The 25,423-nt window shown below is 38.9% G+C and carries 26 protein-coding genes; 22 read left to right on the top strand and 4 right to left on the bottom strand.

The features are described 5' to 3' along the window. The first annotated feature begins 54 nt into the window (after nt 1–54). The 5 genes from Q4567_RS18705 (at nt 55) to Q4567_RS18685 (ending at nt 2,994) form a co-directional block, all read left to right on the top strand. Nucleotides 55–405: a hypothetical protein gene (locus Q4567_RS18705; protein ID WP_303501588.1), complete on the top strand. Its 351-nt coding sequence runs from the start codon at nt 55–57 to the stop codon at nt 403–405. A 39-nt stretch (nt 406–444) separates the two neighbouring features. Further along, nucleotides 445–696, top strand: a complete 252-nt coding sequence (locus Q4567_RS18700) for a hypothetical protein (RefSeq protein ID WP_303501585.1) — start codon at nt 445–447, stop codon at nt 694–696. 239 nt (nt 697–935) lie between these two features. After that, nucleotides 936–1,655, top strand: coding sequence for a hypothetical protein (locus Q4567_RS18695; protein WP_303501583.1), 720 nt, complete (start codon nt 936–938; stop codon nt 1,653–1,655). A 414-nt stretch (nt 1,656–2,069) separates the two neighbouring features. Next, nucleotides 2,070–2,564 (top strand): N-acetyltransferase family protein, encoded by a 495-nt coding sequence (locus tag Q4567_RS18690; RefSeq protein ID WP_342804443.1) that lies wholly within the window; start codon nt 2,070–2,072, stop codon nt 2,562–2,564. Nucleotides 2,565–2,685: 121 nt separating this feature from the next. Further along, on the top strand, nt 2,686–2,994 hold the full coding sequence (locus tag Q4567_RS18685; RefSeq protein ID WP_303501580.1) for a hypothetical protein: 309 nt from the start codon (nt 2,686–2,688) through the stop codon (nt 2,992–2,994). A 179-nt stretch (nt 2,995–3,173) separates the two neighbouring features. Here the strand turns inward: Q4567_RS18685 and Q4567_RS18680 are convergent, their stop codons facing one another. Both Q4567_RS18680 and Q4567_RS18675 read right to left on the bottom strand, forming a co-directional pair. Beyond that, complete coding sequence (locus Q4567_RS18680; protein WP_303501577.1) at nt 3,174–3,413, bottom strand: DUF2061 domain-containing protein; 240 nt, start codon at nt 3,411–3,413, stop codon at nt 3,174–3,176. Nucleotides 3,414–3,988: 575 nt separating this feature from the next. Next, nucleotides 3,989–4,858: a DMT family transporter gene (locus tag Q4567_RS18675; protein ID WP_216046727.1), complete on the bottom strand. Its 870-nt coding sequence runs from the start codon at nt 4,856–4,858 to the stop codon at nt 3,989–3,991. Nucleotides 4,859–5,515: 657 nt separating this feature from the next. Here Q4567_RS18675 and Q4567_RS18670 point away from each other — a divergent pair. The 7 genes from Q4567_RS18670 to Q4567_RS18640 all read left to right on the top strand — a co-directional run bounded on the left by Q4567_RS18670 (nt 5,516) and on the right by Q4567_RS18640 (nt 10,646). Further along, a complete protein-coding gene (locus Q4567_RS18670) occupies nt 5,516–6,022 on the top strand; it encodes a GNAT family N-acetyltransferase (protein WP_303501575.1) in 507 nt (168 codons plus the stop codon). A gap of 63 nt (nt 6,023–6,085) precedes the next feature. Then, nucleotides 6,086–6,475: a hypothetical protein gene (locus Q4567_RS18665; RefSeq protein WP_303501573.1), complete on the top strand. Its 390-nt coding sequence runs from the start codon at nt 6,086–6,088 to the stop codon at nt 6,473–6,475. Between the two features lie 135 nt (nt 6,476–6,610). Then, entirely contained in the window at nt 6,611–7,042 is a 432-nt protein-coding gene (locus tag Q4567_RS18660; RefSeq protein ID WP_303501572.1) for a RidA family protein, read from the top strand. 58 nt (nt 7,043–7,100) lie between these two features. Beyond that, nucleotides 7,101–7,703 carry a DUF998 domain-containing protein gene (locus tag Q4567_RS18655; protein WP_303501569.1) on the top strand — a complete coding sequence of 201 codons (603 nt, stop codon included), beginning with the start codon at nt 7,101–7,103 and terminating at the stop codon, nt 7,701–7,703. A 71-nt stretch (nt 7,704–7,774) separates the two neighbouring features. After that, the gene (locus Q4567_RS18650; protein WP_303501567.1) at nt 7,775–7,996 is read left to right on the top strand and encodes a hypothetical protein; all 222 of its coding nucleotides are present in this window, start codon (nt 7,775–7,777) and stop codon (nt 7,994–7,996) included. 1,431 nt (nt 7,997–9,427) lie between these two features. After that, a complete protein-coding gene (locus Q4567_RS18645) occupies nt 9,428–10,087 on the top strand; it encodes a hypothetical protein (protein ID WP_303501564.1) in 660 nt (219 codons plus the stop codon). 205 nt (nt 10,088–10,292) lie between these two features. Next, nucleotides 10,293–10,646, top strand: a complete 354-nt coding sequence (locus Q4567_RS18640) for a DUF1428 domain-containing protein (RefSeq protein WP_216046719.1) — start codon at nt 10,293–10,295, stop codon at nt 10,644–10,646. Between the two features lie 521 nt (nt 10,647–11,167). On the opposite strand, the gene Q4567_RS18635 is transcribed toward Q4567_RS18640, so the two are convergent. Beyond that, entirely contained in the window at nt 11,168–14,185 is a 3,018-nt protein-coding gene (locus Q4567_RS18635) for a ligand-binding sensor domain-containing diguanylate cyclase (protein WP_303501562.1), read from the bottom strand. Between the two features lie 401 nt (nt 14,186–14,586). Between Q4567_RS18635 and Q4567_RS18630 the strand changes: the two genes are divergently transcribed. The 3 genes from Q4567_RS18630 to Q4567_RS18620 all read left to right on the top strand — a co-directional run bounded on the left by Q4567_RS18630 (nt 14,587) and on the right by Q4567_RS18620 (nt 18,568). After that, nucleotides 14,587–15,819 carry a DEAD/DEAH box helicase gene (locus Q4567_RS18630; RefSeq protein ID WP_303501560.1) on the top strand — a complete coding sequence of 411 codons (1,233 nt, stop codon included), beginning with the start codon at nt 14,587–14,589 and terminating at the stop codon, nt 15,817–15,819. Between the two features lie 606 nt (nt 15,820–16,425). Beyond that, nucleotides 16,426–18,132: a YdiU family protein gene (locus Q4567_RS18625; protein WP_303501555.1), complete on the top strand. Its 1,707-nt coding sequence runs from the start codon at nt 16,426–16,428 to the stop codon at nt 18,130–18,132. Between the two features lie 178 nt (nt 18,133–18,310). Beyond that, complete coding sequence (locus tag Q4567_RS18620; RefSeq protein ID WP_303501553.1) at nt 18,311–18,568, top strand: hypothetical protein; 258 nt, start codon at nt 18,311–18,313, stop codon at nt 18,566–18,568. 302 nt (nt 18,569–18,870) lie between these two features. Here the strand turns inward: Q4567_RS18620 and Q4567_RS18615 are convergent, their stop codons facing one another. Continuing rightward, complete coding sequence (locus Q4567_RS18615; RefSeq protein ID WP_216046714.1) at nt 18,871–19,038, bottom strand: hypothetical protein; 168 nt, start codon at nt 19,036–19,038, stop codon at nt 18,871–18,873. A gap of 309 nt (nt 19,039–19,347) precedes the next feature. On the opposite strand from Q4567_RS18615, the gene Q4567_RS18610 reads away from it, so the two are divergent. The 7 genes from Q4567_RS18610 (at nt 19,348) to Q4567_RS18580 (ending at nt 25,412) form a co-directional block, all read left to right on the top strand. Then, nucleotides 19,348–19,965, top strand: a complete 618-nt coding sequence (locus Q4567_RS18610; protein ID WP_216046713.1) for a hypothetical protein — start codon at nt 19,348–19,350, stop codon at nt 19,963–19,965. A 216-nt stretch (nt 19,966–20,181) separates the two neighbouring features. Further along, entirely contained in the window at nt 20,182–20,655 is a 474-nt protein-coding gene (locus Q4567_RS18605; protein ID WP_303501551.1) for an HAD family hydrolase, read from the top strand. A gap of 436 nt (nt 20,656–21,091) precedes the next feature. Next, nucleotides 21,092–21,343 (top strand): TIGR03643 family protein, encoded by a 252-nt coding sequence (locus Q4567_RS18600; RefSeq protein WP_216046711.1) that lies wholly within the window; start codon nt 21,092–21,094, stop codon nt 21,341–21,343. A gap of 522 nt (nt 21,344–21,865) precedes the next feature. Next, nucleotides 21,866–22,495 (top strand): hypothetical protein, encoded by a 630-nt coding sequence (locus tag Q4567_RS18595; protein ID WP_303501548.1) that lies wholly within the window; start codon nt 21,866–21,868, stop codon nt 22,493–22,495. A gap of 77 nt (nt 22,496–22,572) precedes the next feature. Further along, on the top strand, nt 22,573–23,232 hold the full coding sequence (locus tag Q4567_RS18590) for a tyrosine-protein phosphatase (RefSeq protein ID WP_303501546.1): 660 nt from the start codon (nt 22,573–22,575) through the stop codon (nt 23,230–23,232). A gap of 185 nt (nt 23,233–23,417) precedes the next feature. Further along, a complete protein-coding gene (locus Q4567_RS18585) occupies nt 23,418–24,791 on the top strand; it encodes a serine hydrolase (protein WP_303501544.1) in 1,374 nt (457 codons plus the stop codon). Between the two features lie 108 nt (nt 24,792–24,899). Then, a complete protein-coding gene (locus Q4567_RS18580) occupies nt 24,900–25,412 on the top strand; it encodes a YgjV family protein (RefSeq protein ID WP_216046708.1) in 513 nt (170 codons plus the stop codon). Nucleotides 25,413–25,423: the final 11 nt, after the last annotated feature.

Genomic DNA, 25,423 nt, shown 5'->3' with positions numbered 1-25,423 from the left:
TAGGTGTTATGCCTCTACTATTTGATTTTTAACCCTAAATCCCTGGAGAAACCAGTGCAAAATTTGTCAATACTGCGTTTTCTGAGCGCCATCCTATTATTCGCAGCATCAGATACCATTGCTGCCGAGACTATCGCTATAAACCAAACCAACAAAGCACCACTATTCGACGGTAGTTGTAGTAAAGATGAATGGCGAGGCGCAACAAAGATCGAACTTCCAGCACAGGTTTCCGTTTATCTCATGCACGATAAAGAGTCTTTATTCGTTTGCGCCAAAGGTAAAGCCGAAGACTACACTGTTATCGATCTATACATAGAGCACGCCAAAACTGGAGATCTTTACAACCTTCATGCTTCGGCACAATTGGGTGAGCGATCGTTCACAGATAAACAGTGGAGTTAATCTAGGTGGTGGGAGCTCAAGGATTGGAGTGGATTCTGGGTGCCTTATGCAGGTAATGAAGAGACTGAAAGTGGAACGAGCACTAAATTCTTAAAAGGATCTCACAGGGAAATTCAGGTATTACGCAAGAAATTTGTGGGCAAAACTTGGAATATTATGATTGGTGTTAGCGCAATCAATCACGAACGGGAATATGGTGCTGAATTCTTTTATCCTGAAAATGCTATAAATACCGATAAGTCGACATGGCGGACGTTTTCATTTTCCGACGTCAAGGCCGTCAAAAAATGAACCTTCAACCTAACAAGTCTATAAATTGTGATTCGAACTAGCTTGTCAGTTTCTATTGCAAACAACGCAATTAAACTGCCAGCTTGTCTTACACATTATTGAGGTCTTATAAAAACGCACACCGAAAAAACGCGAGCAAATAACAATCGCATGCTTTGGGACAAAAAAACCTTTTTTCGTTTCTCTGCTTTTTAGGCCAGCGATGCGCAGTGTTGATCCGCTAAGAGGAAATTTCAGCAATGGATATAGTGATAGAGATACTTAAAAACACTTCGCTGTGGGAGATATTATTTCTATTTGGCTTAATTTATTTATTCTCTAATCGGGGTTTTAGAGAGCGTATAACCAAAATTAAATTTGGCGATTTTGAACTTGAGCTAATGGAGTTGAAGAAAGAAGTACAGGAGGGCAAAGAAAAGATAGTTGAATTAGAAGCTGAAGTTGAGAATGATCGCAGGTTGTTTGAAGATATTTTGGACAGTTTCGACCCTAGTGCGCCTGTAAGCGAACTAGCGGCGGCAAGAAGAGCAATTAAATCTGAAGCTCAGAATCTTTCGGAAGTTGATTCCTTGAGGAAGTACCTAAGAATGGGTGCACAACCTGAAGAGCTATATGTGGCTGCCGTTAGTATCAGAGAACGACGCCCTGTCACTTTACTTCCTGATTTAATTGGCTTTCTTGATGAGTTGTCTGATGATCGAGAGCTCGGCGGCTTTCGGTTGAATACAGTTTGGACTCTAGTAAGCGCCTTACATTTAACACTTATATCTTCAATTAGAGACGGAGTAGGCTCCAAACTGAATCAAACTAAGCTTAATCAGGCGGAGAAAATGCTCTGCAAACTCGAGAAGCATACAAAGGTTCAGTCTGATAGACCTGACAATCCCTTGAAGGGAATACGTGGACCAGTAAAGCATGCGTTAAACTGGGTAAAAAAGGGAATTAAAGATACGGCCTAACAAGAAAAATGTACACGACCCAATAGTGTTTGGCTCTTTTTATCATAGCCTAGGGCAATCCACAGAATCGGTCGCGTTATTGGCAGCGTTATAAGACATGGAGAGTTCGTAAATGTATGAGAGTCAAATATTTCAGCAATTTTGATTAGTTGGTTTTCAATATTATTAGTTATTTTTGTTGTTTAATTTTGCTTTTATTTTTACTGCGTGGTTTCAGTAGTGGAAGTATGGGAACAAAAAGTTTTTTCTGAAAACACTTTTTGTTTGGCCTATCAGTTTTTATTATAGGCTTAAATTTGTCGCGTTTGACGATAATGGCAGCTAACAATTTTGGCCACTCAAACACACAAGAAACCCGCGCCAATGCTTTTAAGCGTTGGGTATAAATGTATTTTTAACTACTAGGAACTGTTAATGATAATTAGAGATGCGGTTTTAGGTGATGCCTCAGAAATTGCCGAAATCTACAATTTCTATGTTGTAAATACGTGCATAACTTTTGAAGAGAGAAAAGTTTCAGATGAAGATATGTCTATTAGACTTAGCAAAGTCGCAGACTGTAATTTACCATGGATTGTAGCCGTTTTAGATGAAGCAATTATTGGATATGCCTATGCAACCAAATGGAAGGAAAGAAGTGCTTATCGGTTTTCCGTAGAGTCAACGATCTATCTTTCTAGTGAATATCATGGAAAAGGTTTGGGTGCCGTTTTATATGAATCGCTCCTTAGTAAGCTTAAACCTATCGGGATAAATAATGTAATTGGAGGCATAACTTTGCCTAATCCAGCTAGTGTTGGCTTGCACGAAAAATTGGGAATGGAAAAAGTCGCTCATTTTTCTAAAGTAGGCTTTAAATTTGATAAATGGTTAGATGTTGGGTATTGGCAATTGAGTCTACGCACCTAACGACAAAATTAAGTTCGCCGGCTACGCGCTCTGGGACGCTAATATGTGAAGTGACTCGATTTGCTCTGGTTTTAGTCCACATGCCAGCGCTCCTTATTTAAAAGTTAGGTGCACAAGTATCATGTTTAGATTTTTTATTTTGTTGATTAATTTTGTTTTAGCTGATTTTAGTTTAGCGACAGAAAAGGTAATTATTTCAAGTTATGCCAAATACGTTGCAAGCAATCAGCTTTCAATAAAGGGCAAAGATTATACCTTTGATGAGCTAATGGCACATTTGGAAAAGGAGACTTCTCAAGGCAATATTATCGACCTTTCAATTTCTGGAAAACCTTCTGAGCAAGATTTAATATTGGCTTTAGCGGCTAAGATCCAACAAAGACCTGAATATAAAGGTGATGGCGTAGCTGTCTTTATTATTTCGTGGTAATAGCTTCGTGGTAATTTTTAGATGTAAACTTAACAATCACATAACGTTCATTCGTTGCGCTCTTTAAAACGCATGAGGTAGTTGGCTTGGCCATTTTTTCCGTCGGGCTGCGCCCACATATTTGGAAATTTTATTCCAAGTGGTAGAGCAATAAAGTACTTTTTTATATTTATTGGGCACTAGGATACCAATGTCATGTCATTTTGTGGAAAAGCCTGCTTTGCATTGCCATTTACATTCCGAGCAGATTGGCTTTCAAATCTTTTCCATACACGTTCGTGAAAATAGAATACAACGGTATTAACCGCAGGCTCTACAAGGGCTACTGCACCACCTATAACGGCACTGCCAGTTAATAAATAAGTTACTGTAAATGCCACTGAAAAGTGCAAACAAGCGAAGGTAATTGTCTTTTTCATAATATTTTACTCAATTAGAATTTAAATCTGATAATGAGAATTATTATCATTAATGAGTTTGAAAGCCAATTGATTTTTACGAACACTGTCATCAAATAAATCAATCGTACAAAGTAGGGCGTATTGTAATTACCGAAGAAGTGCAATGCGGTCGACTTAAAAAAGCGGCATTTCAAATCATATTTATATACTGATCAGAGCATTTAGAAAAAAATTTTGTAAAGCATTAGCAGCTATTTCTATCATCACCTTTGCTGAATTAAAAGAGTCTCAAACTATAGATTTATGGACGCTAACCCAATAGAAAAAAGGTAATTAATGCCGCTATTCAAATACGATAATTTCTAAGTGAAGCTTAAATCTACTACTAATTTATAGCCATATTGTTTGAAGTAAGGGGGTAGAAAATGTGAAGATTTAACGCAGATTGCATTAAATAAGAGACGCTCCTGGTACGGCAAATAAGTTCTTTAACAATCTTAAATATCGACGCCAACCTCATGTTGATGATTGGCTTGTAGTCGTTATAAATGAACAATTGACGGACAGAGCAGGCTCGAGCGCAAATAAAACAGCTAGACACTCATATCAACGGCTTTTTTCGGGGTAAAACTACTGCCGATAGAAGCGACAATAACCAGAGCAATGGCTGCCCATTGTAGCAAACTTAAGTATTCGCTAAGAATGGCCAAGCCTGCAAGCGCTGCAATGGCTGGCTCTAAACTCATGAGTACGCTAAATGCCTGTGTAGGCATGTTTCTAAGGGCGACCATTTCCAAAGAGTAGGGCAAGGCACTGGATAGCACGCCAACCAATAATCCTAGTGGTAAAACTTCCCAGCTAAATAATGCTAATCCTTGGGTCACTACGCCAACAGGAAAAAGCATGATGGCCGCTACCGTCATACCTAAGGCCACTGTCACGCCACCTGATACTTGCTTGCCTGAGCGAGTGCCAAACAAAATATAACCTGCCCAGCAACCGCCAGCACCCAGCGCCATTAACGCACCAGCTAAGTCTAAACCTTCTGTACTAGTCAAATCAGGCATTAGCAGTACGATCCCAGCTATGGCACAGGCAACCCAAACGAGGTCACTTTTTTGTTTAGAGGAAAACAATGCCACAGCTAAAGGACCCGTGAATTCAAGGGCGACGGCTATACCTAACGGAATACGTTCTATTGCCAAATAGAACAGGATATTCATACCGCCTAAACATAGACCGTAGATAACAATGCTGCGCCAATCACTGCCATGAGGAAGAGTGCGCCACGGACGAAATACTAACCAAAGTATGGCAGCTGCGAATCCTAATCGTAGTGCAGTAGTGCCTTCGGGGCCAACTATCGGGAAAAGCTGTTTGGCTAAAGACGCTCCAGACTGAATAGTCACCATTGCCAACAAAACACAGCCTATGGCAGTGAGAAGTACACGATTGATTTGCATCGAGATATTCCCGAAAAATTAATAAAATGAAGTGGCCGCATTTTACATGAAGAAATATGAATTCACACTGCATCTTGCCTATTTCAAGCTGTAATATTGCTGCCGGATATGACGAACTATTTTTGTTGTGTTTGGTGATTTATTAGAATAGCTCAAAAGAATTAGCATGAAAAAGTGGGCGGGAGCTATTTTTAGCATAATTCGTCATAGTTTGAAGGCTAAATCTAGGCTGTATTTGTAGAGTGGTTGATTGCTTCCTCTATTCCTGATTTTGCAACGTCCATATTCACAATTTGATTCCAGCGCTACTGAGCTTTTATCAGCAGGAACTTTTTTACTAGGGCTATATTTCATCTTTAACGGTATTGTATCTCTTGGGCAGTATTATTTAGTGTTCAAATCTTTATCGGAACCTGAGCTTTTTTATTTTTGGCAAGGAATTGTGAGCCTAATATTTGGCCTTACGCTGAGTGTGTTTTCTTTTAGTGTATCAAAGTGGTGGAGACTTATAAGGTTTGCAGGTACATAACAAAGTTAATCAAGTGAGTTCCTTCATCGGCGGACGAATATTCGTTGGCTGGGGCTCAATTTTCGACAATTTTAGCCGACAAGCTTGCGCTCCATATGTGAAGCGTTAATCTTCTGGGAGATGTCCGATTGAGTATTCGTATCCGAAAAGAACAATCAAGCGATGTTCAAAGTATCCATGATGTTACTGTTGCAGCGTTTCTTGATGTAGCACATACCGATCACACGGAGCAGTTTATTGTTAACGCACTTCGTGAATCTGGTGTGTTATCGATTTCCCTTGTTGCTGAGGATGGAGGCAATATCGTAGGCCATGTGGCGCTTTCTCCTGTAACTATTACTGATGGTGCCAACAGTTGGTATGGTTTGGGCCCTATCTCAGTTCTTCCCAATAATCAGTGTAAAGGTATTGGCTCGAAACTCATGAATGCAGCTATTCAAGTGCTAAAGAATATAAAAGCTAAAGGTTGTGTTGTGCTCGGAGACCCAAGTTACTATCATCGTTTTGGCTTCAAGCCTACAGAGGGCTTGGTGCTACCTGATGTACCACCGGAGTATTTTCAAGCCTTGTTGCTTCAAGGAGATGCATCTCAAGGAGTTGTTACTTATCATGAATCTTTTTCTGCAAAGGGGTGAAAATGAATATGCGGCTAATAGTAACCGCATCATTTAACTGTTATGGCTATAAGGAAATTCCGAATGATTAAATGGATATCGTCGCTCTTTAGTAATAAAGAAGACGAAAATCAAGGTGTAAAGAGCCCCTATGCCGCTATAAAGGTTTGTTTTGACGAAAAAAATGCGTGGGTACATTGGCCAGAAAAGGAACCACAGTCTATTGCTTGGAATGAACTTATTGGCGTAGCGGTGGAAACAACTGATGAAGGTCCATTTGTTGAGGATGTGTGGTGGCATTTGGCAACCAAAGACGGAGTTATAACTTATCCTAGCGAGGCCACTGGAGCCGGTGAATTTCTGAGGCGCCTTCAAGATATTCCAACTTTTAATAATGAACGGCTCATAAAATCAATGTCATCTACAGAGAATCAAACCTTTATACTTTGGGATCATGAAGGGCGTCATGAATAAATCGATAACAATCGGCTCAAACCGACCTCCACTACATTGCTCGTTTGTGCTTTTCCGCTACACTCGAAAAAAACTATCAGTCCCGTTCGGCAGCTTAGCCGGACGTCATATTTACTGCATATTATAGGAGTTCAATTGCTAAATTTAACCAGAATAATAGTGTGTTTATCTAGTTCGCTCTTTCTTTTAGGGTGCGTCAATACAAACAAATCCATCGAAAGAAAAAGTTATTTCCCTTGGGAAAATGAAACTGGCTACTCGCAAGTGGTGAAACATGGCAACACTTTATATGTCTCAGGTATCACTAGCGAAAAGACTACTTTTGATGGGCAAATAGATGACATTTATACTAACATCAAGAAAATGTTGGCTGACTATGGTGTTGGTATGGATGCAATTGTAAAAGAGGTTATCTTCACTACAGATATTGAAGGGTTGAGGGCTGCTATTGCAACGCGAAAGGCTCACTTTAACGGTATATATCCATCTTCAACTTGGGTTGAGGTTAAAGGACTCTGGAGCAAATCTCACTTGCTAGAAGTTGAGATAGTTGCTGCGTTACCATAATTATAACAATACGAGTCAGTCAGACAGTTTACGTTAGTTTTTCAAGGAGGAATTGGATTTGGACGTTATTTTTTCTTACGCAGGGATTATTGCTTCAGTATGGATAGTTATAGGTATTTATATTGCTTCTCGGTTTTATCCAAACTATAGCCATTTAAAGCAATTTTGTAGCGAACTAGGCGCTTTTGATAGTCCTACTCAAAAACTGTCTCCTGCAATTAATAACTATCCATTAGGGGCGTTGCTCGTTGTTTTTGGATATTACTTAATCATTGCATTTCAGGCGCATCTACCAACTGTAGCAATAGGTGTAATGGTTATTGTTCATGGCATTTGTACTTGGGTATGTGGTTTTTTTCCGATGGATGCCGACGCATATACACAGTATCCTTCTAAAAGCTGTAAAATTCACTCATGGTCAGGGCTAATAATGCTCGCTTCATTCATCATTGCTCCGCTAATCGTTGCCTTTTCCAGCTATTATCCGTTGCCACTTCGAGTTTTTTCGGTTGTGTGTGTTTTGGGTTGTTTTTATTTTTCCTATAGATTAGCTAAAGCATTTAAAATAAAAACTGTTCCTGGGCTCCATCAAAGGCTCAGCTACGGCTTTCAGATTCTATGGTTGTTTGTTTATTCTCTCTACGTGGTAGCTAAAGCCTAACAAAAAAGTGTTAGCAGTTACTGCGTTCAAAAGTTCAGCTATTATCGTTATGACACAAGGAGATTTCGTAAATGTATGAGAGTCAGTCAAATATTTCAGCAATTTTGATTAGTTGGTTTCCGCTATTGTTAGTTATTATCGTTGTTTGGTTGATCCCTTTATTTGTAATAGGAAAGTCGAATAGAGTGGGGAAAAAAGAAAAGCTACTCTGGTTATTTGCTACTTTTTTTGTGAGTTGGGCAAGCTTCATACTCTACTTGATAATTGCACCAATCTTAAAAGATGACGAGTAATCTGCATTATAATAAACCAATCAACTCGGTCTTTCGCAAAAGGCGTGTCAGCCGCTTATTTGAGGGGGGAGGCTTTGTGGATAAATTTGCGCACATTTTGAGGATACGATTAATTTTTCCGGCGATACTAGCTGGAATCATTTGTTCTATAGGGTTGGTTTGTTTTAATTACACCGCTAATGATTGTTCCGTGTTTACTCGTCTCAGTTGCAATAGCATATATTTATCTTTATCAATTTAAGCTTTGTAGTTTAATCGCCAATAATAGACCTTAACAAAATACTAGAGTGTATTTATTAACTACTATATTGTCTTTGGTATTAGGTATTGTTGCAGTCGGCTATATGTTCCAGTATCTCAATAAAATTGAATTGGTGTTGTTTTATCCAGACATTATATTTACTTTAGCGACTATTCCACATGTGTTTGTTTCTATCATTTTAGCAATTTTTTATTTCAGAAATAAAGCTTAATAAGGCCATTAAAAAGCGGGCCGGTAACCGTTTATGGCGGCGTTTATGCAAAAAGGAGTTTTAGAATGCTCTTCGATTGGTTTAGCTCTGAAAAGCCAAATGTATACCTAGGCTCGATAGCAGTGGTAAATGATAGCAATCTTTCCAAAATAGAGTCATTTTTTTTCCATAACGGGCAATTCACTACAAGATCATATTCACCAAAAGCTCGAAGAGATTTTTTGTCTTGAGCGTATTTCATCTATCCAAGAACCTAAAAAATCAGATGTTGGTTTGGATGTTGTTATAGTTAGTTTACATGGCGGTGATGCATTTTCCATAAATTTTGGAACCGTTGGTCTACCTATATTTTGGCGTCCCAAAATTAAGTTAGTGTCGCGGCTTTATAATCTTAAGCAAAATAAGACAATTAAAACGTTCAGCGTTTCTAAATCCGTTACATGGGGTGAATTTATAGCTAAACAGTTTAGTCTTAAAGGTCTATTTCGTTGGAGCCCCCTTTACCATAAGGAAGACATGGAAATCTTACTGTATCAGGCATGTTTTGAATTAATAGATAGAATGCGTAAGGCTATTTAACCTGTGGTTATAACAAACAAATTAAATCACTGACTCGCGCTTTTTTCCTCAGTTTATTGGTGCATTAGTCATACGATGAGATTCGCATTACTTTAAATTTCTGAACACTCATTGCGTTTTCCTTTTTCTTCAGGAAATGAGTACCCACCTATCTAGCGTCAAGATAAAGCAGCTGTGCCCTCTACGTGTATTTCGGTAAGGCTGTTTGTTACGTCATTTGCTAAGACAAAGTTGCATATGTAAGTATGGCCGAAAGGACAAATCTGTGGAAAAACGTTCGGGTTTTCCCCGTTTAAAAAGTTAGCTTTTGTTACATATTAAATTCGTTAATAACTATTCTTTTAGGTAAATTCAAATTTTTCTAATCAAGGATAGAGTCGTGAATAAATTACAAAAATTGGCGGGCGTTGCAGCACTTTTTGAGGCTGCTATTTACATATCAGCTTTTATTTTTTATGGCGCGTTTTGGGATTACCCAGTCAGTTCAGATGATACACAGAAGTTTATTTTTCTAACGAATAATCAAGTGGTTTTATCGGTAGTGAATTTAGCTATGTATGTTGTCTTTGGTGTTTTTCTGGCTGTATTAGTTTTAGCAATCCATCAACGGATGCACACTAAAGTCCCTGTTTTATCACAAATAGCCACAGCTTTCGGTATTATTTGGGTTGGCCTTGTCATAGCAAGTGGAATGATTGCAAACGTAGGATTAGGGGCTGTAATTGATTTGTCCGTCAAAAACCCAGAGCAAGCAATGACGCTTTGGGTTGTTATTAATACCGTAGTTGAAGGGTTAGGGGGAGGTAACGAAGTCGTAGGAGGATTATGGGTTCTGTTATTGAGTATTGCAGGTTTAAAAACTGGTGATCTACCTAAATTATTAAATTGCTTTGGTTTATTTATTGGTACTGTTGGTATTCTCACTATTTATCCTGCAGAAGTACTGACAGAAATATTTGGTTTGAGCCAAATATTATGGTTCTCTTGGTTAGGTGTGGCAATGCTTATGCGCTCCAATAGCCCTGCGCAAGCTGGCTAAAATCAATCCCTAAAAATGATAAAGCAGGTGAGTGTAAAATTAACCCCAATTCATATTTATAGAATTGAAAAATCTAGATGTTCAAGGCAAAGTAGATAAAGTTAAAAAATAAACAGAGAAGTAATAAATGCACAAACAAAATTACCTTTTTTCTACAGGCTCGTTATGTAAATTTTCAACCTATAAAGTATACAAGGAATAATATATGTCTTATGTCGATGGGTTTGTTGCCGCTGTACCAACTGTAAATAAAGAAAAATATATTGAACATGCGAAGTTATCTGCGCTCGTTTTCAAAGATCACGGAGCATTGAAAATTACTGAAAGTTGGGGAGATAACGTTCCTGATGGTGATATTACATCCTTCCCAATTGCAGTGAAGTGTAGCAAAGATGAAACTGTCGTGTTTTCATCTGTTGTATGGCCAACAAAGGAAGTTCGTGATGCCGGTTGGGAAGCAATTATGAACGACCCTAGGATGGACCCAGAGCAAAACCCAATGCCTTTTGATGGCAAGCGTTTAATATATGGCGGCTTCGAAGTTATTTTAGAAGAATAACGTCGAGAAATAGTTAACATAAGTGCAAAGTAAGCATGAGGAATGCAGTAACCAGCGCCACTTCTAAAGGAGTGGCGCTGAGTCGTTTTATTATCCAGTTTGAGGAGCGCTTCGCAAAGCACATTAACTAAATGGCATCAAAGAGCAAGTATGAGGTTATTTAGTTTTTGGAAAACGATGTGTATTTGTTTTATTCCGCTGGTGATTGTCTATCAATTGCTTTGGACCTTGTTTCTCAAAGATATGCCTGCCCAATTCTGGACGAGTAGTACATCAAGTCAGTTTTTATTTTTTAAAGGGGTAGGTGAGATAATGATGTATTCACTTATGCTTTGGTTTTTAATTTCACGAACAAAAACAGATTCACCCACAAGCAAACCCTATTTTGTACGTTACTTGCTGCATTATTTTATACACTAGTTACGCTATGTTAAAGAGGTTGCCGTTTAGGTCAATAGTCGCTTTTAATTAATGTAAAAATCATCGATTTCAGGCACATTCGTCCTATAGCGCTTACAAAACTAGCTTGTATGTTTATAGGCAATTTGATTTCTACCATTTTCTTTTGCTTGAAAAAGCAAGGTGTCGGCTTCCTTAATGCAGCGAGTTAAATTGTTGTCGGCTTGCACGACAGCTAAACCACCAGAAAGTGTTATTTGAATTTTTTCAGCTGTGCCGTTGAGGGTGAAATCGGCGACCTGACTTCTTACTCTCTCTGCTATTTTAAAGGCAATTTCAATGTTGTCAGTGTGAATCAATGCAATAAATTCTTCGCCTCCCCAGCGGCCTAGTTTGTCATCAACACCTAACGAGTTTTGAATTTTTTGAGATATCCCAATCAACACTTCATCTCCTACGTCATGGCCATATGTATCATTTATATTTTTGAAAAAATCAATATCGAATAAAACGATACTGAAAACTTTGTTAGCGTTATTTTTACTGTTATTGCTACTTTCATTATATTCAGCCAGTTGCTTTTTGGCTGCGTGGGTAAAGCCTCTGCGATTAAATATATTCGTCAGTGGGTCTAAATCAGATAACTTACGCAATTTGTCGTTAGCCAGGGCTAAATCCCGTGTTTTATTGGTGACTTCATTGGCTAAATGCTGTGAACGCAAATAAAGGCTGTAAGAGCGCCAGCGGGCATATAAATAGATACTCAGAAGTGCCAATATTATCCAAAGTATCAAAGCCACATTTGACAAATACCAAGGTGGTGAAACCTCTATGTCCATGGCTACATGATCTGCTAACCATTCTCCGTATCTATTCGTGGCTTTTATTTCAAGTACATAATGACCAGCAGCTAGTGATGTATAGGTTATTGAGCGTTTGTTGCTTTTTAGCTCCTGCCATAGAGAATTAAAACCTATTAATCTATGGGCATATTTTATTTTCTCTGGGGCGACCAATTCAGTTGCAGCAAATTCAAATGTGACGACTATGTCACTATCCTCTAACGCCAAAGACAAATCTTTGAGCGTTGATAAGGGATCGTTAGTTGTATTAATTTTGCGGCTACCTAAATGTTCATTTAAGATATCGATATGTGTAAGATTTAACCTTGGGTTTACTTTAGGCCTGACAATTTCGTCTGGGTGAAAATGGGTTAAACCGTCTGAACCAGCAAAAAAGATACGACCGTTTGAGTTAATCGATTTACCACCAATAAAATAGCCGCCTTTAGCGGTTCCATCAGTACTGTCGTAAAATTCTAAACTAGAATAGTCTGCTGCTATTTTAGCGATTCCTTTGATACTGCTAACCCAAAAATTTTTCTGCTGATCTTTTACAATAGCGGCTATTGAAGCATCTTTTAACGAACTGGTTGGAAACAGCTCAGTAAAGTGCAATTTACCTGTTGTTTCATCTTCGGTCATATTAAACAAACCTTTAGAATTCACAGCCACTAAATACTGGTTGTTAGATTTGCTAGATATCCACGAAATATAATTTCCAGGTAAAGAGTCGCTAGGTAAAGAATTAGGGTTGTTATTATCATGTTTATAATTCAGTTGGGTTTTTTCAAGTGGATTGACTTTTATTAATCCTTTCGGCGTTGCTAACCAAACTTTATCCGGTCCACTAACATGAATACCTAAAACTCTGTCGGCTTCGTAGTGATGAATAATTTCAAAGGTATTAGGGTTATAGTGATACATGCCATTAGATACCGTACCTAAATAAAGATTTCCTTGCTCGTCGTTTTCTATTGAGTAGATAGGGATGCCATTTAAACCAACACTCGATACACCATTTTTACTGTCGTTAAGACGTGCTAATCCTACTCGTGTGCCTATCCATAACATGTCATTTGCAGCTGAATAATGGGTTCCTAATAAAATATTGCTCGTACCTTCATTAATGTCATCTTTTTCAAAATTGACCAACGCAGTGGAACTTAAGTTTGCTTCGATCTTCCAAAGACCTTCAGGGGAGGTCGCCCAGAGTGTTCCTTGATTATCTACTTCTGCTGCAAAGATAACTTTATTGTTGTCTATAGCGACTCTTTGAAAGAGTAAAGATTGGGGTGAAACCACACTAAATCCGCTAACTAAAGTGCCATATAGAACTTGATCAGAGGCATCTATGAACAAGCTGTTAATTTTCGATTTACTGTCTGAATCAGCGTTTGAAGTTTGGATTGGAGTAAGTGCTTGTCCATTTTTCACATCTGAAAAAATATTTAGGCCAGAGTTAGTGGCTACCCATACTTCACCTGATTTTGTTTGTTCGATATCGTTAACGATATTATGTGAAAGACCTTGCTCTTTGGAAAAGTGTTGCTTTGTAACCGGTTCATAATTAGCGTCAAAGGTATAATGAAAAAGACCTTTACCATTTGTGCCAACCCAAAGGTTTTGGTTTGAGTCGATAAATACTGACCATACCAAAACATCACTCAGTAGAGTGGGTAGCCATTTTTGCGATCGCGTATCTAGCCTAAATACACCAGCATTAGTAGCGAAATACAGTATATTTTGCTGATCAGATACAATTTCATATATGGTTAACATCGCCGGTGAGTTGGGCATATTAACTTCACTGAAGCTTTCGGATAAATTTGCTTTAGTAAATAGCTTCGAGTCCGCTTCGAGCCATAAATCGTTATTTTGGTCAAAATGTAAAGCTGTGACTCGTTGATAGTCCTCTCCTGGATTGGATGAGAGGAGAATATCTTCCATTTTTCCTAATGCATTATTGAAGCGATGCAATCCACTGGTGGTAGCCAACCATAAATTGCCATTCTCGTGATTAAGTTCAAGATCGTTAATACGAGTAGAAAGTAAGCCATTTTTCGTCGTTGCCGTTTGAGCAAAGTTGACGAAAGAATAACCGTCAAATCTGTCTATTCCTTTTTGAGTCGCCAGCCAAATATAGCCATCTAAATCTTGCTCAATATCGTATACGGTTATTTGTGATAAGCCATCTTGGGTACTTAAAGTACGTTTAGATAGCAACGCTTCCTTGGCGCTCGAAGAATAGGCATTTGCTACTATCCCAAAAAAAAGAGCTAGGCTAATCCATAAATGCAAAGTTGATACCTTCCTGTACTTAGTTTTTTTGTTTACATATCATGCTTTTAGGCTAGTTCATTAGCTGCAGATTTTAATATGTAAAGTGAAAGGGCGGTTACTTTAATTAACAATAACACCTGTTTGAACCACTCTGCCAATTGATTCAACGAGACTACCTTATTAAATCATATTGTTAACATACTAAAATAAAACAATGAGTTACAGAAGATATTAGTGATTTTAATGTACGAAGGGCATTTATATTGACGATTATGTTTTTTTTCGGATATGAATAGAGTAACGATTGCCTAAAACTATATTGAATTACAGGAAGTGCTATTAATATTTGGTCGAAAAGTTTGGCATATAGGGTAGGGATGGTATAAAGAAAACAAATAATCAAACATTGTTAATAACAAATGCTTTTTTCTTCATTAGATTTAGATGAATCTCTTACTGATGCTGTTACGGCATTGGGGTATGAGAGTCCAACACCTATTCAAGCACAAGCGATCCCGGTAATTTTGGCCGGCAAAGATGTTATGGCCGGTGCGCAGACTGGGACCGGTAAAACCGCCGCTTTTGCGTTACCTATTTTACAACAGTTGATGCAACACTGTGATGAACCTAGGCCTATCCGCGCTTTGATACTAACGCCGACTCGCGAACTCGCCCAGCAAGTGTTTGAAAGTCTCGTTAGCTATGCATTGTATACCCAACTTAGGGTAGCAGTTGCTTACGGCGGGGTCAGTATTAACCCCCAAGTCGCGGCGATTGAACAAGGAGTTGACGTTTTAGTGGCCACTCCTGGGCGATTACTAGACCATATTGCCAAAGGTAGTGTTGATGTAGGCCAACTTCAGTTCATTGTCTTTGATGAAGCAGATCGAATGTTAGATTTGGGGTTTAAAGACGAAATCAATCGAATTTTAAAGCGAATTCCTGAACAACGGCAAACCTTACTATTTTCAGCTACTTTTGACGATGCACTATTCAAATTAAGTAAAACCTTACTTAACAACCCTGAATTGATCGAAGTGAGTGAGCGTAACGCCGCAGCCACGCAGGTTGAACAGTTAGTTTACACAGTTGATAAAAGTCGTAAACGCGAACTCACCTCTTTTTTGATTGGTTCAAAAAATTGGCAACAAGTGCTTATTTTTACGCGCACTAAACAAACAGCAGATGCTTTAGCTAAAGAAATGTGTAAAGACGGCATTAAAACCGAATCTATTCACGGGGATAAATCACAGGGTGCTAGAGAGCGCGCATTATCTGAGTTTAAGCAAGGAAAAGTGCGCGCTCTAGTGGCAACCGACGTGGCGGCGCGGGGCATTGATATTATCGATTTGAAATACGTAATCAACTACGAATTACCTTTTGTTGCTGAAGATTACATTCACCGCATTGGTCGTACAGGTCGAGCAGGGAATAGCGGTCTAGCCATATCGCTGATGAGTCCAAACGAACAATATTTATTAGAGGCGGTTGAAAAAGTACTGAACACTGTTTTGTTGTCACAGTGGCTACCAGGATTTGAACCTGATTTAACAAAACAAAACCTAAAAGAGCATCGAAGCAGTAAAGGTAAACAAAAACAACAAGCCAGAAACAAAGCCCTGGGTATTAAAACGGGTAGAAAGCGTAGGTGAATGGGGGGATTTATGCGCTGGGATTATTCTTGATGCGCTTATTTTTAATTCGCGTCGCTCACCGTCATCCATGACGTTTTTCAAGCCTCATCCATGAGGCCCGATTTACTTTTCTTCAACAGCTAAGAAAAGTAAACAAAAGAAGCCGCGCTCCCGCCAAGTTCTGATACCTGCGCGACTTGCCAATTAAAGGCCGCAATGATTTGTTCCCGACAAGACATTGCTCAAATGACATCCATGTCATTTATCCTTTATTTGTCTTCGTTGCTCGGTGAACTTGGAGTCGCAATAAAAGCATCGGCACTGCCGATTGAGATTAATTTTGGGCTTCGCATACTTCTAATTCGCGGCGCTCACTGTCATCCATGACGTTTTTCAAGCCTCATCCATGAGGCCCGATTTACTTTTCTTCAACAGCTAAGAAAAGTAAACAAAAGAAGCCAGCCTCTAGTCAAGTTCAATTGCCTAGGTAACTTTCTAAAATGGAGGTCACAGTGAGTTCTTTTAAGTATGAGGTGTAGACGAATTAAAATCATAAGAATGACGAATCTAAATGCAATATACTGTCTTTTATGAATTTGATTTGAAAAAGGGTGCTTGAATCCCATGGCTAAGCGACCAATTACGGATGTTCCAGTAAGTGTAAAGACTCTAGAAGATTTGGCTAAGTTAAGCGACTACTCCTTAGTTGATAATCTTAATTGCGACCCTGATGCCACTCAAACAGGCGATGATTATCAGCCTAGACAAGTGTTTTCTGGGCATTATGTTCCTGTAAAGCCCACACCCATTGATGATCCTCTATATGTTGCCCACAGTGAAGCATTCTTCGCTGAATTAGGTTTTGATGACAGCCTAGCGCACACAGAGGCGTTTACTCGATTATTTTCTGGCGACATATCCGCTGTACCTTCGCCAATGCGTCCAGTTGGCTGGGCCACGGGCTACGCATTGTCAATTTACGGTACTGAATACATTCAGCAATGCCCTTTTCAAACGGGTAACGGTTATGGTGATGGCCGTGCGGTTTCTGTTCTTGAAGCTGTTATTAATGGTAAACGTTGGGAGATGCAGTTAAAAGGTGGGGGACGCACGCCTTATTGCCGCGGTGGTGATGGCCGTGCCGTATTGCGTTCAAGTGTTAGGGAATTTTTAGCGCAAGAACATATGCATGCCTTGGGTGTGCCTACGTCTCGATCTTTATGCCTGTTCGTTTCGCAATCAGAGCAGGTAAGTCGCCCTTGGTATTCGCAAGGTTCGTATTCCACCAACCCAGATATGACAGTCTCTAACCCTGTGGCGATTTCAACCCGGGTAGCTCCTTCGTTTTTACGTGTTGGCCAACTTGAACTCTTTGCTCGTCGAGCGCGGGTTAATCAATATCCAGACGCACTTAAAGAGTTAGAGATGATTGCGGTGCATTTGATTGAGCGAGAATATGCAGATGAGGTCAATCGTGAATTAGCAATTACAGACCAAATTGTGCAATTAGCCGTAGCATTTCGCGAGCGATTAACTTCGCTGATTTGTCACTGGTTGCGCGTTGGCTACTGCCAAGGAAATTTTAATAGTGATAATTGTGCTTGCGGTGGTTATACACTCGATTATGGTCCTTTTGGCTTTGTTGAGAGGTTTGAACCTTATTACCAACCCTGGACGGGGGGCGGACAACATTTTTCCTTTTTCAATCAGGGGGCCGCAGCACAGACCAATTTCAATATGTTTTGCAAAGCCTTGCAGCCTTTGCTCGCATCATCGCCTTCGGCAATGGCTTCATTGAATCAGGTAAATCTTGAGTTCGCTTCAGTCATGCAAGAAAAAACCAATACGATGTGGGCGTCTAAACTTGGCTTGTCGTCTTTTGACCCTGAATTATTCAATCAACTGATCTCGCTGATGGTACAAACCTCTGTTGACTACACTATCTTTTTTCGGGAGCTTTCAACTATCCCTGACGATATTTCTAGCTTAAGTAAAAGTTTCTACAATGCTCCATCGGGCGCATTAACAGCACAATGGGAAAAATGGCTGCATAGCTGGCGAAGTTTAATTGATAATGCTGAGGATGGTTTGCAAAAAACAGCGCAAATAATGCTGCAAGTTAATCCTAAATACACATGGCGAGAATGGCTAGTCGTGCCAGCATATCAGCAAGCAAGTGTCGGGAATTTCAATCTTGTTCATGAATTGCAACAGGTATTAACACAACCCTATGCTCAGCAGCCGATTGAAATTGAGAAAAAGTACTACAGCTTAAAGCCACATGTTTATTTTGATGCGGGTGGCGTGTCTCACTACAGCTGTTCTTCTTAACTTTAACACCTTACTGGTTCCGGTGTTTTTAGGTAATTTCAATTTTGCCTTGCGTAATATGAGCACTGTTTTTTTGCTATAGGTCGGGTAACCTATCACGGGATTAAAAGTACAAGGAGTCATTTTGAACGCTAGGCGAATTTCATTTATCTTATTAATATTTTCTGGATTGGCTTGCTTGTCATTTCTTATCTGGCCAATGATGGTGATACTCATTTTGCATGGGGTTAAAGGCTTGACCGCTAGTGATATGGGTATTGCTGTTTTCCTTACGCTGTTCATACTTACATATCCAATTACCGTATCTATTGGCTTTATTATGTCTTTGGAAGGCTATCGCAAAGCAAAGATTAAAAATGGTTTATTGGGTTTATCCGTTTCTTTAGGGCATTTAATGATTGTGTTTATTTTTATGTACTTTAAGGGCGGTAATTAGTACTAGTAAAACATAAGTTACAGCACAAACATCAAGCTTTGTTTTCTATCGCCACTGACGAAGTTTTGCGAGTAAGCGAAATTAACCTAATGATTTTTGATTTGTATTAGCTCTATAATCTCAAGCCGATTCGTTAGTGTATCGCTTTAAAGTACGACAAAATGCACTTATCTCAGCAAAAGCAATGTCATTGGATTTTCTTCCAATTGTTATTTTTGTAGTTGATTAGTAATACGCCGAACCTTCCACTGTTTGCAAAAACCTCAGTGATCACCCTAATTTTTGTGATACTGCAACAGACCTTATCTACTTAAAGTTTCATCCAGTCCGCTTCTTACCTTTTCTAATGCGGCAGCAAGGAAGGTAATCACGTTCTCGATCTGCAAAACTCGCTCTTTGAATTCGGCAGTTTTGGCGACTACAACATTTTCAGTCATAGAAGGATCATAACTGTCTAAAAAAGCTTTCATGAGTTCGCTAAGGTCGACGAATGAAATGTCAGTCTTTTTTGCGCTGTTAACAAACACATAATGTCTATTCCCATCGTTTATTGGGGCGCATATTCATTGGCTCGCTCATTCTGTAATAATTTTAATCAACTATTTTCGATTGTTAATTGAGCGCTAAAAAAATTATGCTATGTTTGTTCATGCTAGCCTCTAAATGATTTAGTCTTTAGCAAGCTAACTCTGGTTCTGGTCGAGGAGGCTGGCCCTTTTTATAGAGGTTCTTGTGAAATCATTCTGTGGATCAATTAATCATCAAAATTAGGGGGGGATATGGACATACCAAATGGCATTACAATAGGCTCGAAAGTGGCAGTAATTCCCGGTTACGCCTCGGGATTTACACATAGTGGAAGTGTGATTGATCTTTTGAATAAACAGAATTACTGTTGGATAAACAGAGGGGATCCAATCGCAGAATTCAAAATTAATGGAAGTTACAATAATAACGTATTGTCTAGGTTAATTGCTTCTAAAGTTCATTCTGTTTATGTTCCTAGTCCTGTTTCTGGACTTCTGTTGAACACCAAGTTAAAGGATGAAACGTTATCCTACCTCGAAGATTGGAATTCATTGAAAGCTCCTCCATTAGTTAACTTTGCTGTGCTATTACCAGATGATGAACCAAAGCCCGAAACGGGGAAATACATGTATAAAAATATGTGTAATCTTGCTCGTCAAATGAGTCATTACTATTATAAAAATTCTCGGTATTGGAGCATGGAAGCTTTTTCCCCTGATATTTTGACACGTTTAATAGATGTACAGTTAAGCGTGAATCCTCTCATATTTGATGTTTTACCCAAATGGGCGGATCATTTAGATGAGGCGCGTATAAATAAGCCGGAATTAAGACCCTATATCAAGCATATTCGTGCTATTGAAAATTAGTAAAAGCATAGCTAGCGAACCCTTAAATTAATGGTTTATATAATTGGGGGTGGGGGCGTAATAGCATTGAGATTAGATAGGCTTTCATCAATCAAAAGATATTTATTCAGGTAGTTGCTACCTAACTATAGTCTGCATCCGCCTGAAGACTTTTAGGAATTCAAGCATGTGTTTGTTTCCGATTGAAACCTGGGTATTGTGCATAAGGTGCAAAAATTGAACAAAACTTATCTTTTTGACTGGGGCGATACATTGATGGTCGACTTTCCAGATCAGCAAGGAAAAATGTGCAACTGGTCAAAGGTGGAAGCTGTGGCAGGGGCATATGAAACATTACAGTCGATCGCAGCCAATTCCACTATTTATGTAGCAACCAATGCGGCAGAATCAACTGCTTTAGACATTGCAGCCGCGTTCGCAAAAGTGGGACTTGCAAAGTTTATCGCTGGCTATTTTGGTCGCTTCAACCTAGGCGTAGCAAAAGGCAGCAGTGAATTCTATGTGAAAATAGCAGGCAATATAAAGCAGCAAACATCCAATATGGTGATGGTTGGTGATAGTCTAGAAAGGGATATTATTCCTGCCATAGAAGCTGGACTAGAGGCGATTTGGCTTAATGATTCTAATCAGCCAATGCCGTCTAATTTAACCTGTCGGCAAATTAAAAGCTTAGATGAACTTTGCACTTAACACCGCCTTCTAGGTATAGGATGGTGCCAAATACGTTACATATTTATTCGGCAAAGGAAAAATCGGCTCTCAACTTCAATGTGGTGGCGAAGGCTTAATGATCCACTGTTCGTTAACAACAATTGCTATTAGAATTAGGCTATAGAAAGGTGGCAGAGCGCTATGTTGTAATGAATACGGAATCAGCTTAAGCGTACGCGCTAAATGTTTTAAATACCCTAAGCGCTAATAACATGGTGGCGCTTTCATTCACATGGATTTTAACCGGCTAATTTACTGATAGTATTAATGACTTATGTTGTGAAAGTGAGCCAGAAATGCATATAAATTAGTTATATTTGAGACGTTAGTCGAGTGAAGTTTTAAATCAGCACTGGATGATCTAAAAAAGTTGTGTGAGCGTAAATTAAGTATATTTTTAGACAAAGATTACCTAATGAGATTATCCAAAGAAAGTGAATCACGAATTATTGAGATGGCGTGGGAAGATAGAACTACCTTTGAGGCGATAGAGCTACAATTTGGTTTAAATGAGTCTGAAGTGATTTCATTCATGCGCAATCAATTAAAATTGGGGAGTTTTAAGCTTTGGCGTTCACGGGTTGCTGGACGCTCAACAAAGCATCTTAAGCGTCGAAGTTCAGATGTCTCGCGAGGTTATTGTCCTACTCAATACAAACAACGCTAAAAGTTAAATATAGTATCCATTTAAAAGTTAGTATGCCGTTCTAAGCGTCTTTGTCATTTAACGGTCATACCTGGTTTTTAGTTTACGGTCTTCCTCTTATATTGGGTTTTGATTTTTAGTGAAGCCTTTGGTTATTTTACTCCTTTGCATGTAACGAAATTCAATCAATCTGCAGCCTGTTTTTCGACAAATATAGGTGGCAATTTATCTATATCCCCCCAATATTGCGACTGTAAATCACGGCATTCGCTTTTTTATTGGAAAGTTAAATGAGCTCATTTAAAACACCCAAAAAAAATTAAGTATCTGTATCTTTGTGACTTATTTTAGCCAATAATTATTCGTTTTTTTATCAGCAATTATGGGTTAAAAGCTGGAATGAGAGCCCCATCGGCAGATTTAATCTACAACCACATAAAGGTGTATATGAAAATAGACCTTTAAGTCGTGACTGTAATGGTCGTGGCCTGTAATGAAAGACTGCTCAGCTAAATTAAATGTTAGTTACCAAGGAGAGTAGTGATGAAGTTATACTGTTTAGGGCTGTTTTTTATTATCTTTGTAAGTGGTTGTTCATCTGTCCCGAATGTAAAACTAAAAAAAGAAAATTTCGAACAATTACAGACTGTAAAACTCGAAGCTAGTCCAAATGACAATTCGATGCTATCCGCGATAAGCACCGTTGAGGTTCAATGGACTGGTGTCAGTTATCATCATTTTGGAATTGCTAGTGATGGTCTCGGAGTAAGAGAGCTTGCGTTACAATTTATGGATGAGCACCAAATAAGTCTTAATGAGATTGTGCAGAACCAATTTATTGAAAAAGTAAACGCAGATAACTTGAAGATTCGATTTGATAGTAACTCGCAAAATAAATTGGTTATTACACTCAATGTGGTGGTGTTAGGAATGGTTCATGGTTTTTCTGACGAGTTTAATTCTCGTTTCAATATCGCTGCACAGTTATTTGATAGCGCGGGTAACATTATCTGGTCGTATAATGCTATTCCGATTTCTCCCGTTGCACCTGGATATTCAATAAAGTTAAAAACGTTATTTTCATCGAAAGAATCAATGATGAAGTTTTTTAATGCAGCTTCAGAACCTATTGTGCAAAAACTGTATGATGATTTTAAGCGGGATCTAATGTAAACCTAACGAACTTAAAGGTTGGGCTGATTCATGGTGGGGATTTGCGGCTTAAATGTTTAACCTAAATTAAGAAAAATATGTTGCAACTTAACGAACTATTAAAAAAATTTGAAAGCCTATTGAGCGCTGGGAGTCATGATTCACCTGCGAATCAGGCGTTGATCGACGAAGCTAAAGCGTTTATGAATACGAATCCAGAGTCCAGAGTTAAACTTGGTCCTTTGGTTGGAAAATTAAAGTCTATGCCGAAGCAGAACCCTGATTTAAATTTAAATTGGGTCGCACTGTTGAATGGTTGTATTGCTATTGGGCATCGTCCAAAAGTGAAGATGCTTGAGAATATGAAGGCTTGTGGGGCTACTCACATATTCACCTTACTTTCTGAAAAAGAGGGTGCTAAAGATATAGGGCGTGCAACTGTAAAAAACGGTTTAAGCTGGTTGTGGTTGTCACTAGAGTCGGCGGAGCCGCCTGAGCCGAGTAGATTTGAAGAAATAGATGATATTTTTAACCTTTGTGTAAAGGCGCTACAAAATGGCGCTCAAATATATATCCATTGTTCTGCAGGAATTCATCGCACCGGCATGATAGCTTATGCTTTATTCCGATATGTAGGTTTAGATTCTGGCAAGTCCACATCCTTGTTACAACAATTAAGGGATGTAACCAGCGAAAATGTAGGTGAGCACAGAAAAGATTGGGGCGACACCTATGCCAATCAGTTGACAAAAGGTTGAGTCAGGCGTGATTTAATCGACGCGTTTTGAATCCAGCAAAGACGAGTGGTCGCAGTAAAGCAAAATTCTGTTGCATGCACCTCACAAGATCACTTAGCTGTTCTTATCACCTTAGGAATGGGAATTGGGTTATCAAAACGTGTTAATTATGGGGGGGTGGTTTTAAATAATAGGGAGCCTTTTAGGTGTACAAAAAGTTATTAGTTAGTTTTTATATTGGCATGTACGCAATTAATGCGACAGCAAAACAAAGTGATTTTGATGCGGTTTTACAATGTCATACCCATGCTGACACACCAGGAATGGCTGTTAGGTTAGAGCAGTCTGGTAAACATATTTACAGTGGCGCGGCGGGGATCGCAAATATCGAAACAATGGAAGCGCTGCAAATAGACGATATATTTCAGATAGGCTCGGTGACTAAAACATTTACTGCTGCCGCGATTTTAAAATTATCAGAACAGAAAAAACTATCTCTACAAGACACATTAGGCCAGTTTATTGAAGATATTAATCCAGAATATAAGGATTTAACTATTGATCGTGTTTTAAGTCATACTTCTGGCTTACCTGATTATTTAGCTGACCCTTCGGTAGCTATGCTTTATGACCATTACGCTGCTATCGATCAGGTTATTCAAAGCATTAGTAAGCAACCCCTTAGCGCAAAGTCCGGTCTGAAATATCGCTATTCCAATTTAGGCTATGTTTTATTGGGCAAAGTGATTGAAGTCACCTCCGGCATGCCTTATGACCAGTTCATGCTTAAAACCTTCTTTAAACCATTAAAAATGGACGATACTTTTGTTATTACTAGTGGAACATCTGCCGGAAAAGTGAAAGGTTACACCAGTAGCCGTAACCAACCCGAACACTATCTTATTCCAGAAGAAGTGACAGACAGAGCATGGAAAGTAGATCGCAGTTGGATTTATTCTGCTGGTGCTATTGCCTCGACACTCAAAGACATGAGCCTTTGGCAAAACGGATTAAAATCGGGACTGGTTATTTCCGAACAAAGTTATCAATTAATGACCAGTAACGCGCGATTGGATAATAATCAGCCTGTGAATTACGGTTATGGACTAGATGTATTCTCGATAAGTGGATTACAGAGTGTTAGTCATCAAGGTATGGTTCCGGGATTTTTTGCTTGGCATGTCTATTTTCCAAGTGAAGATTTAACCGCTACTGCGTTTACTAATATAGATAGCAAGCATCCAGGTCCAGCGTTGTTAGACATGATAGGGCTTCAATTAAAGCTTTCACCTAAGCCAATTGGTGGGGAACAAGAAGTCGATGATTTAGCAACGTCTTTGGTCGGCAATTATCGGGCTCCAGATTCGAAAATTTTAACGATTTCATTCGAACAGGGGACACTTTATTCCCAATATCAAGGCGAGAATAAACGAAAGCTTATCCCACGAGAAAATGATTCATATTCCTATGAGTGCACAGAAAATTACTTTCAGTTAAGAACTGTGGAAGGAAACGCCGAACTTGTTCCGGTTTACCTGTACCAAGGGGAACAAGAAAGCTTGATTAAATTGTCAATTTAAGAAAAATGATTAAGTCATTGCTTGAACATCGATGCAGCAGCCGAGTATGGCGGATATGTGGTCTTTAGCTGTAGCTGCGTATATCAATGATCATTGTTTAGGAAATACATGCCAGATTTTTTACTTTCTCAAGTGCTAGTTACATTCACTCTTACGATAGAGTGCTTTGCTATGCAACTTAAGGATAAAAATCGTCTTTTAGCGCTTTTATCCGTTAGCTGTTTGTTTAATGGTTTTCATTATCTGTTACTTGATCAACCGACTGCAGGTTATATTTTCCTGTTTTCTAGTTTTCGGTTTTTACTTTCGATCAAATGGAAATTTCAATGGATGGCAGCCGTGTCACTTGTCGTTAGTTTATTTATTACCGTTTATACGTATATTGGTTTTTTGAGTATTTTAGGGTTTGCTGCGACGGTTTTTGTTACCACAGGCTCATTTAGTCATAACGATAAGTTTTTGCGGATTATGATGATATTGGGAGGATCATTATGGCTAATACATAATATTATTTTATGGTCTCCTGTAGGTATATTAGTTGAAATCGTTTTTGTTGGCAGCAGTGCAGTGGGGTTTTATCGCTATTACATTGCCCGTAAATTAAGTAAACCCACAGTATAATCAATCACCAG

The organism is Aliiglaciecola sp. 2_MG-2023, from assembly GCF_030548145.1.
GTDB classification, from domain to species: Bacteria; Pseudomonadota; Gammaproteobacteria; order Enterobacterales; family Alteromonadaceae; genus Aliiglaciecola; species Aliiglaciecola lipolytica_A.
Note: the sequence above shows the minus strand (reverse complement) of the source record. Positions and strands in the feature narration are given on the sequence as shown.

Coding starts and splice junctions, on each gene's coding strand:
- Q4567_RS18695 (WP_303501583.1), top strand. CDS start 936: ATGGATATAGTGATAGAGATACTTAAAAACACTTCGCTGTGGGAGATA.
- Q4567_RS18690 (WP_342804443.1), top strand. CDS start 2,070: ATGATAATTAGAGATGCGGTTTTAGGTGATGCCTCAGAAATTGCCGAA.
- Q4567_RS18685 (WP_303501580.1), top strand. CDS start 2,686: ATGTTTAGATTTTTTATTTTGTTGATTAATTTTGTTTTAGCTGATTTT.
- Q4567_RS18680 (WP_303501577.1), bottom strand. CDS start 3,413: ATGAAAAAGACAATTACCTTCGCTTGTTTGCACTTTTCAGTGGCATTT.
- Q4567_RS18675 (WP_216046727.1), bottom strand. CDS start 4,858: ATGCAAATCAATCGTGTACTTCTCACTGCCATAGGCTGTGTTTTGTTG.
- Q4567_RS18665 (WP_303501573.1), top strand. CDS start 6,086: ATGATTAAATGGATATCGTCGCTCTTTAGTAATAAAGAAGACGAAAAT.
- Q4567_RS18650 (WP_303501567.1), top strand. CDS start 7,775: ATGTATGAGAGTCAGTCAAATATTTCAGCAATTTTGATTAGTTGGTTT.
- Q4567_RS18640 (WP_216046719.1), top strand. CDS start 10,293: ATGTCTTATGTCGATGGGTTTGTTGCCGCTGTACCAACTGTAAATAAA.
- Q4567_RS18630 (WP_303501560.1), top strand. CDS start 14,587: ATGCTTTTTTCTTCATTAGATTTAGATGAATCTCTTACTGATGCTGTT.
- Q4567_RS18625 (WP_303501555.1), top strand. CDS start 16,426: ATGGCTAAGCGACCAATTACGGATGTTCCAGTAAGTGTAAAGACTCTA.
- Q4567_RS18615 (WP_216046714.1), bottom strand. CDS start 19,038: ATGAAAGCTTTTTTAGACAGTTATGATCCTTCTATGACTGAAAATGTT.
- Q4567_RS18610 (WP_216046713.1), top strand. CDS start 19,348: ATGGACATACCAAATGGCATTACAATAGGCTCGAAAGTGGCAGTAATT.
- Q4567_RS18600 (WP_216046711.1), top strand. CDS start 21,092: ATGAGATTATCCAAAGAAAGTGAATCACGAATTATTGAGATGGCGTGG.
- Q4567_RS18595 (WP_303501548.1), top strand. CDS start 21,866: ATGAAGTTATACTGTTTAGGGCTGTTTTTTATTATCTTTGTAAGTGGT.
- Q4567_RS18590 (WP_303501546.1), top strand. CDS start 22,573: ATGTTGCAACTTAACGAACTATTAAAAAAATTTGAAAGCCTATTGAGC.
- Q4567_RS18580 (WP_216046708.1), top strand. CDS start 24,900: ATGCCAGATTTTTTACTTTCTCAAGTGCTAGTTACATTCACTCTTACG.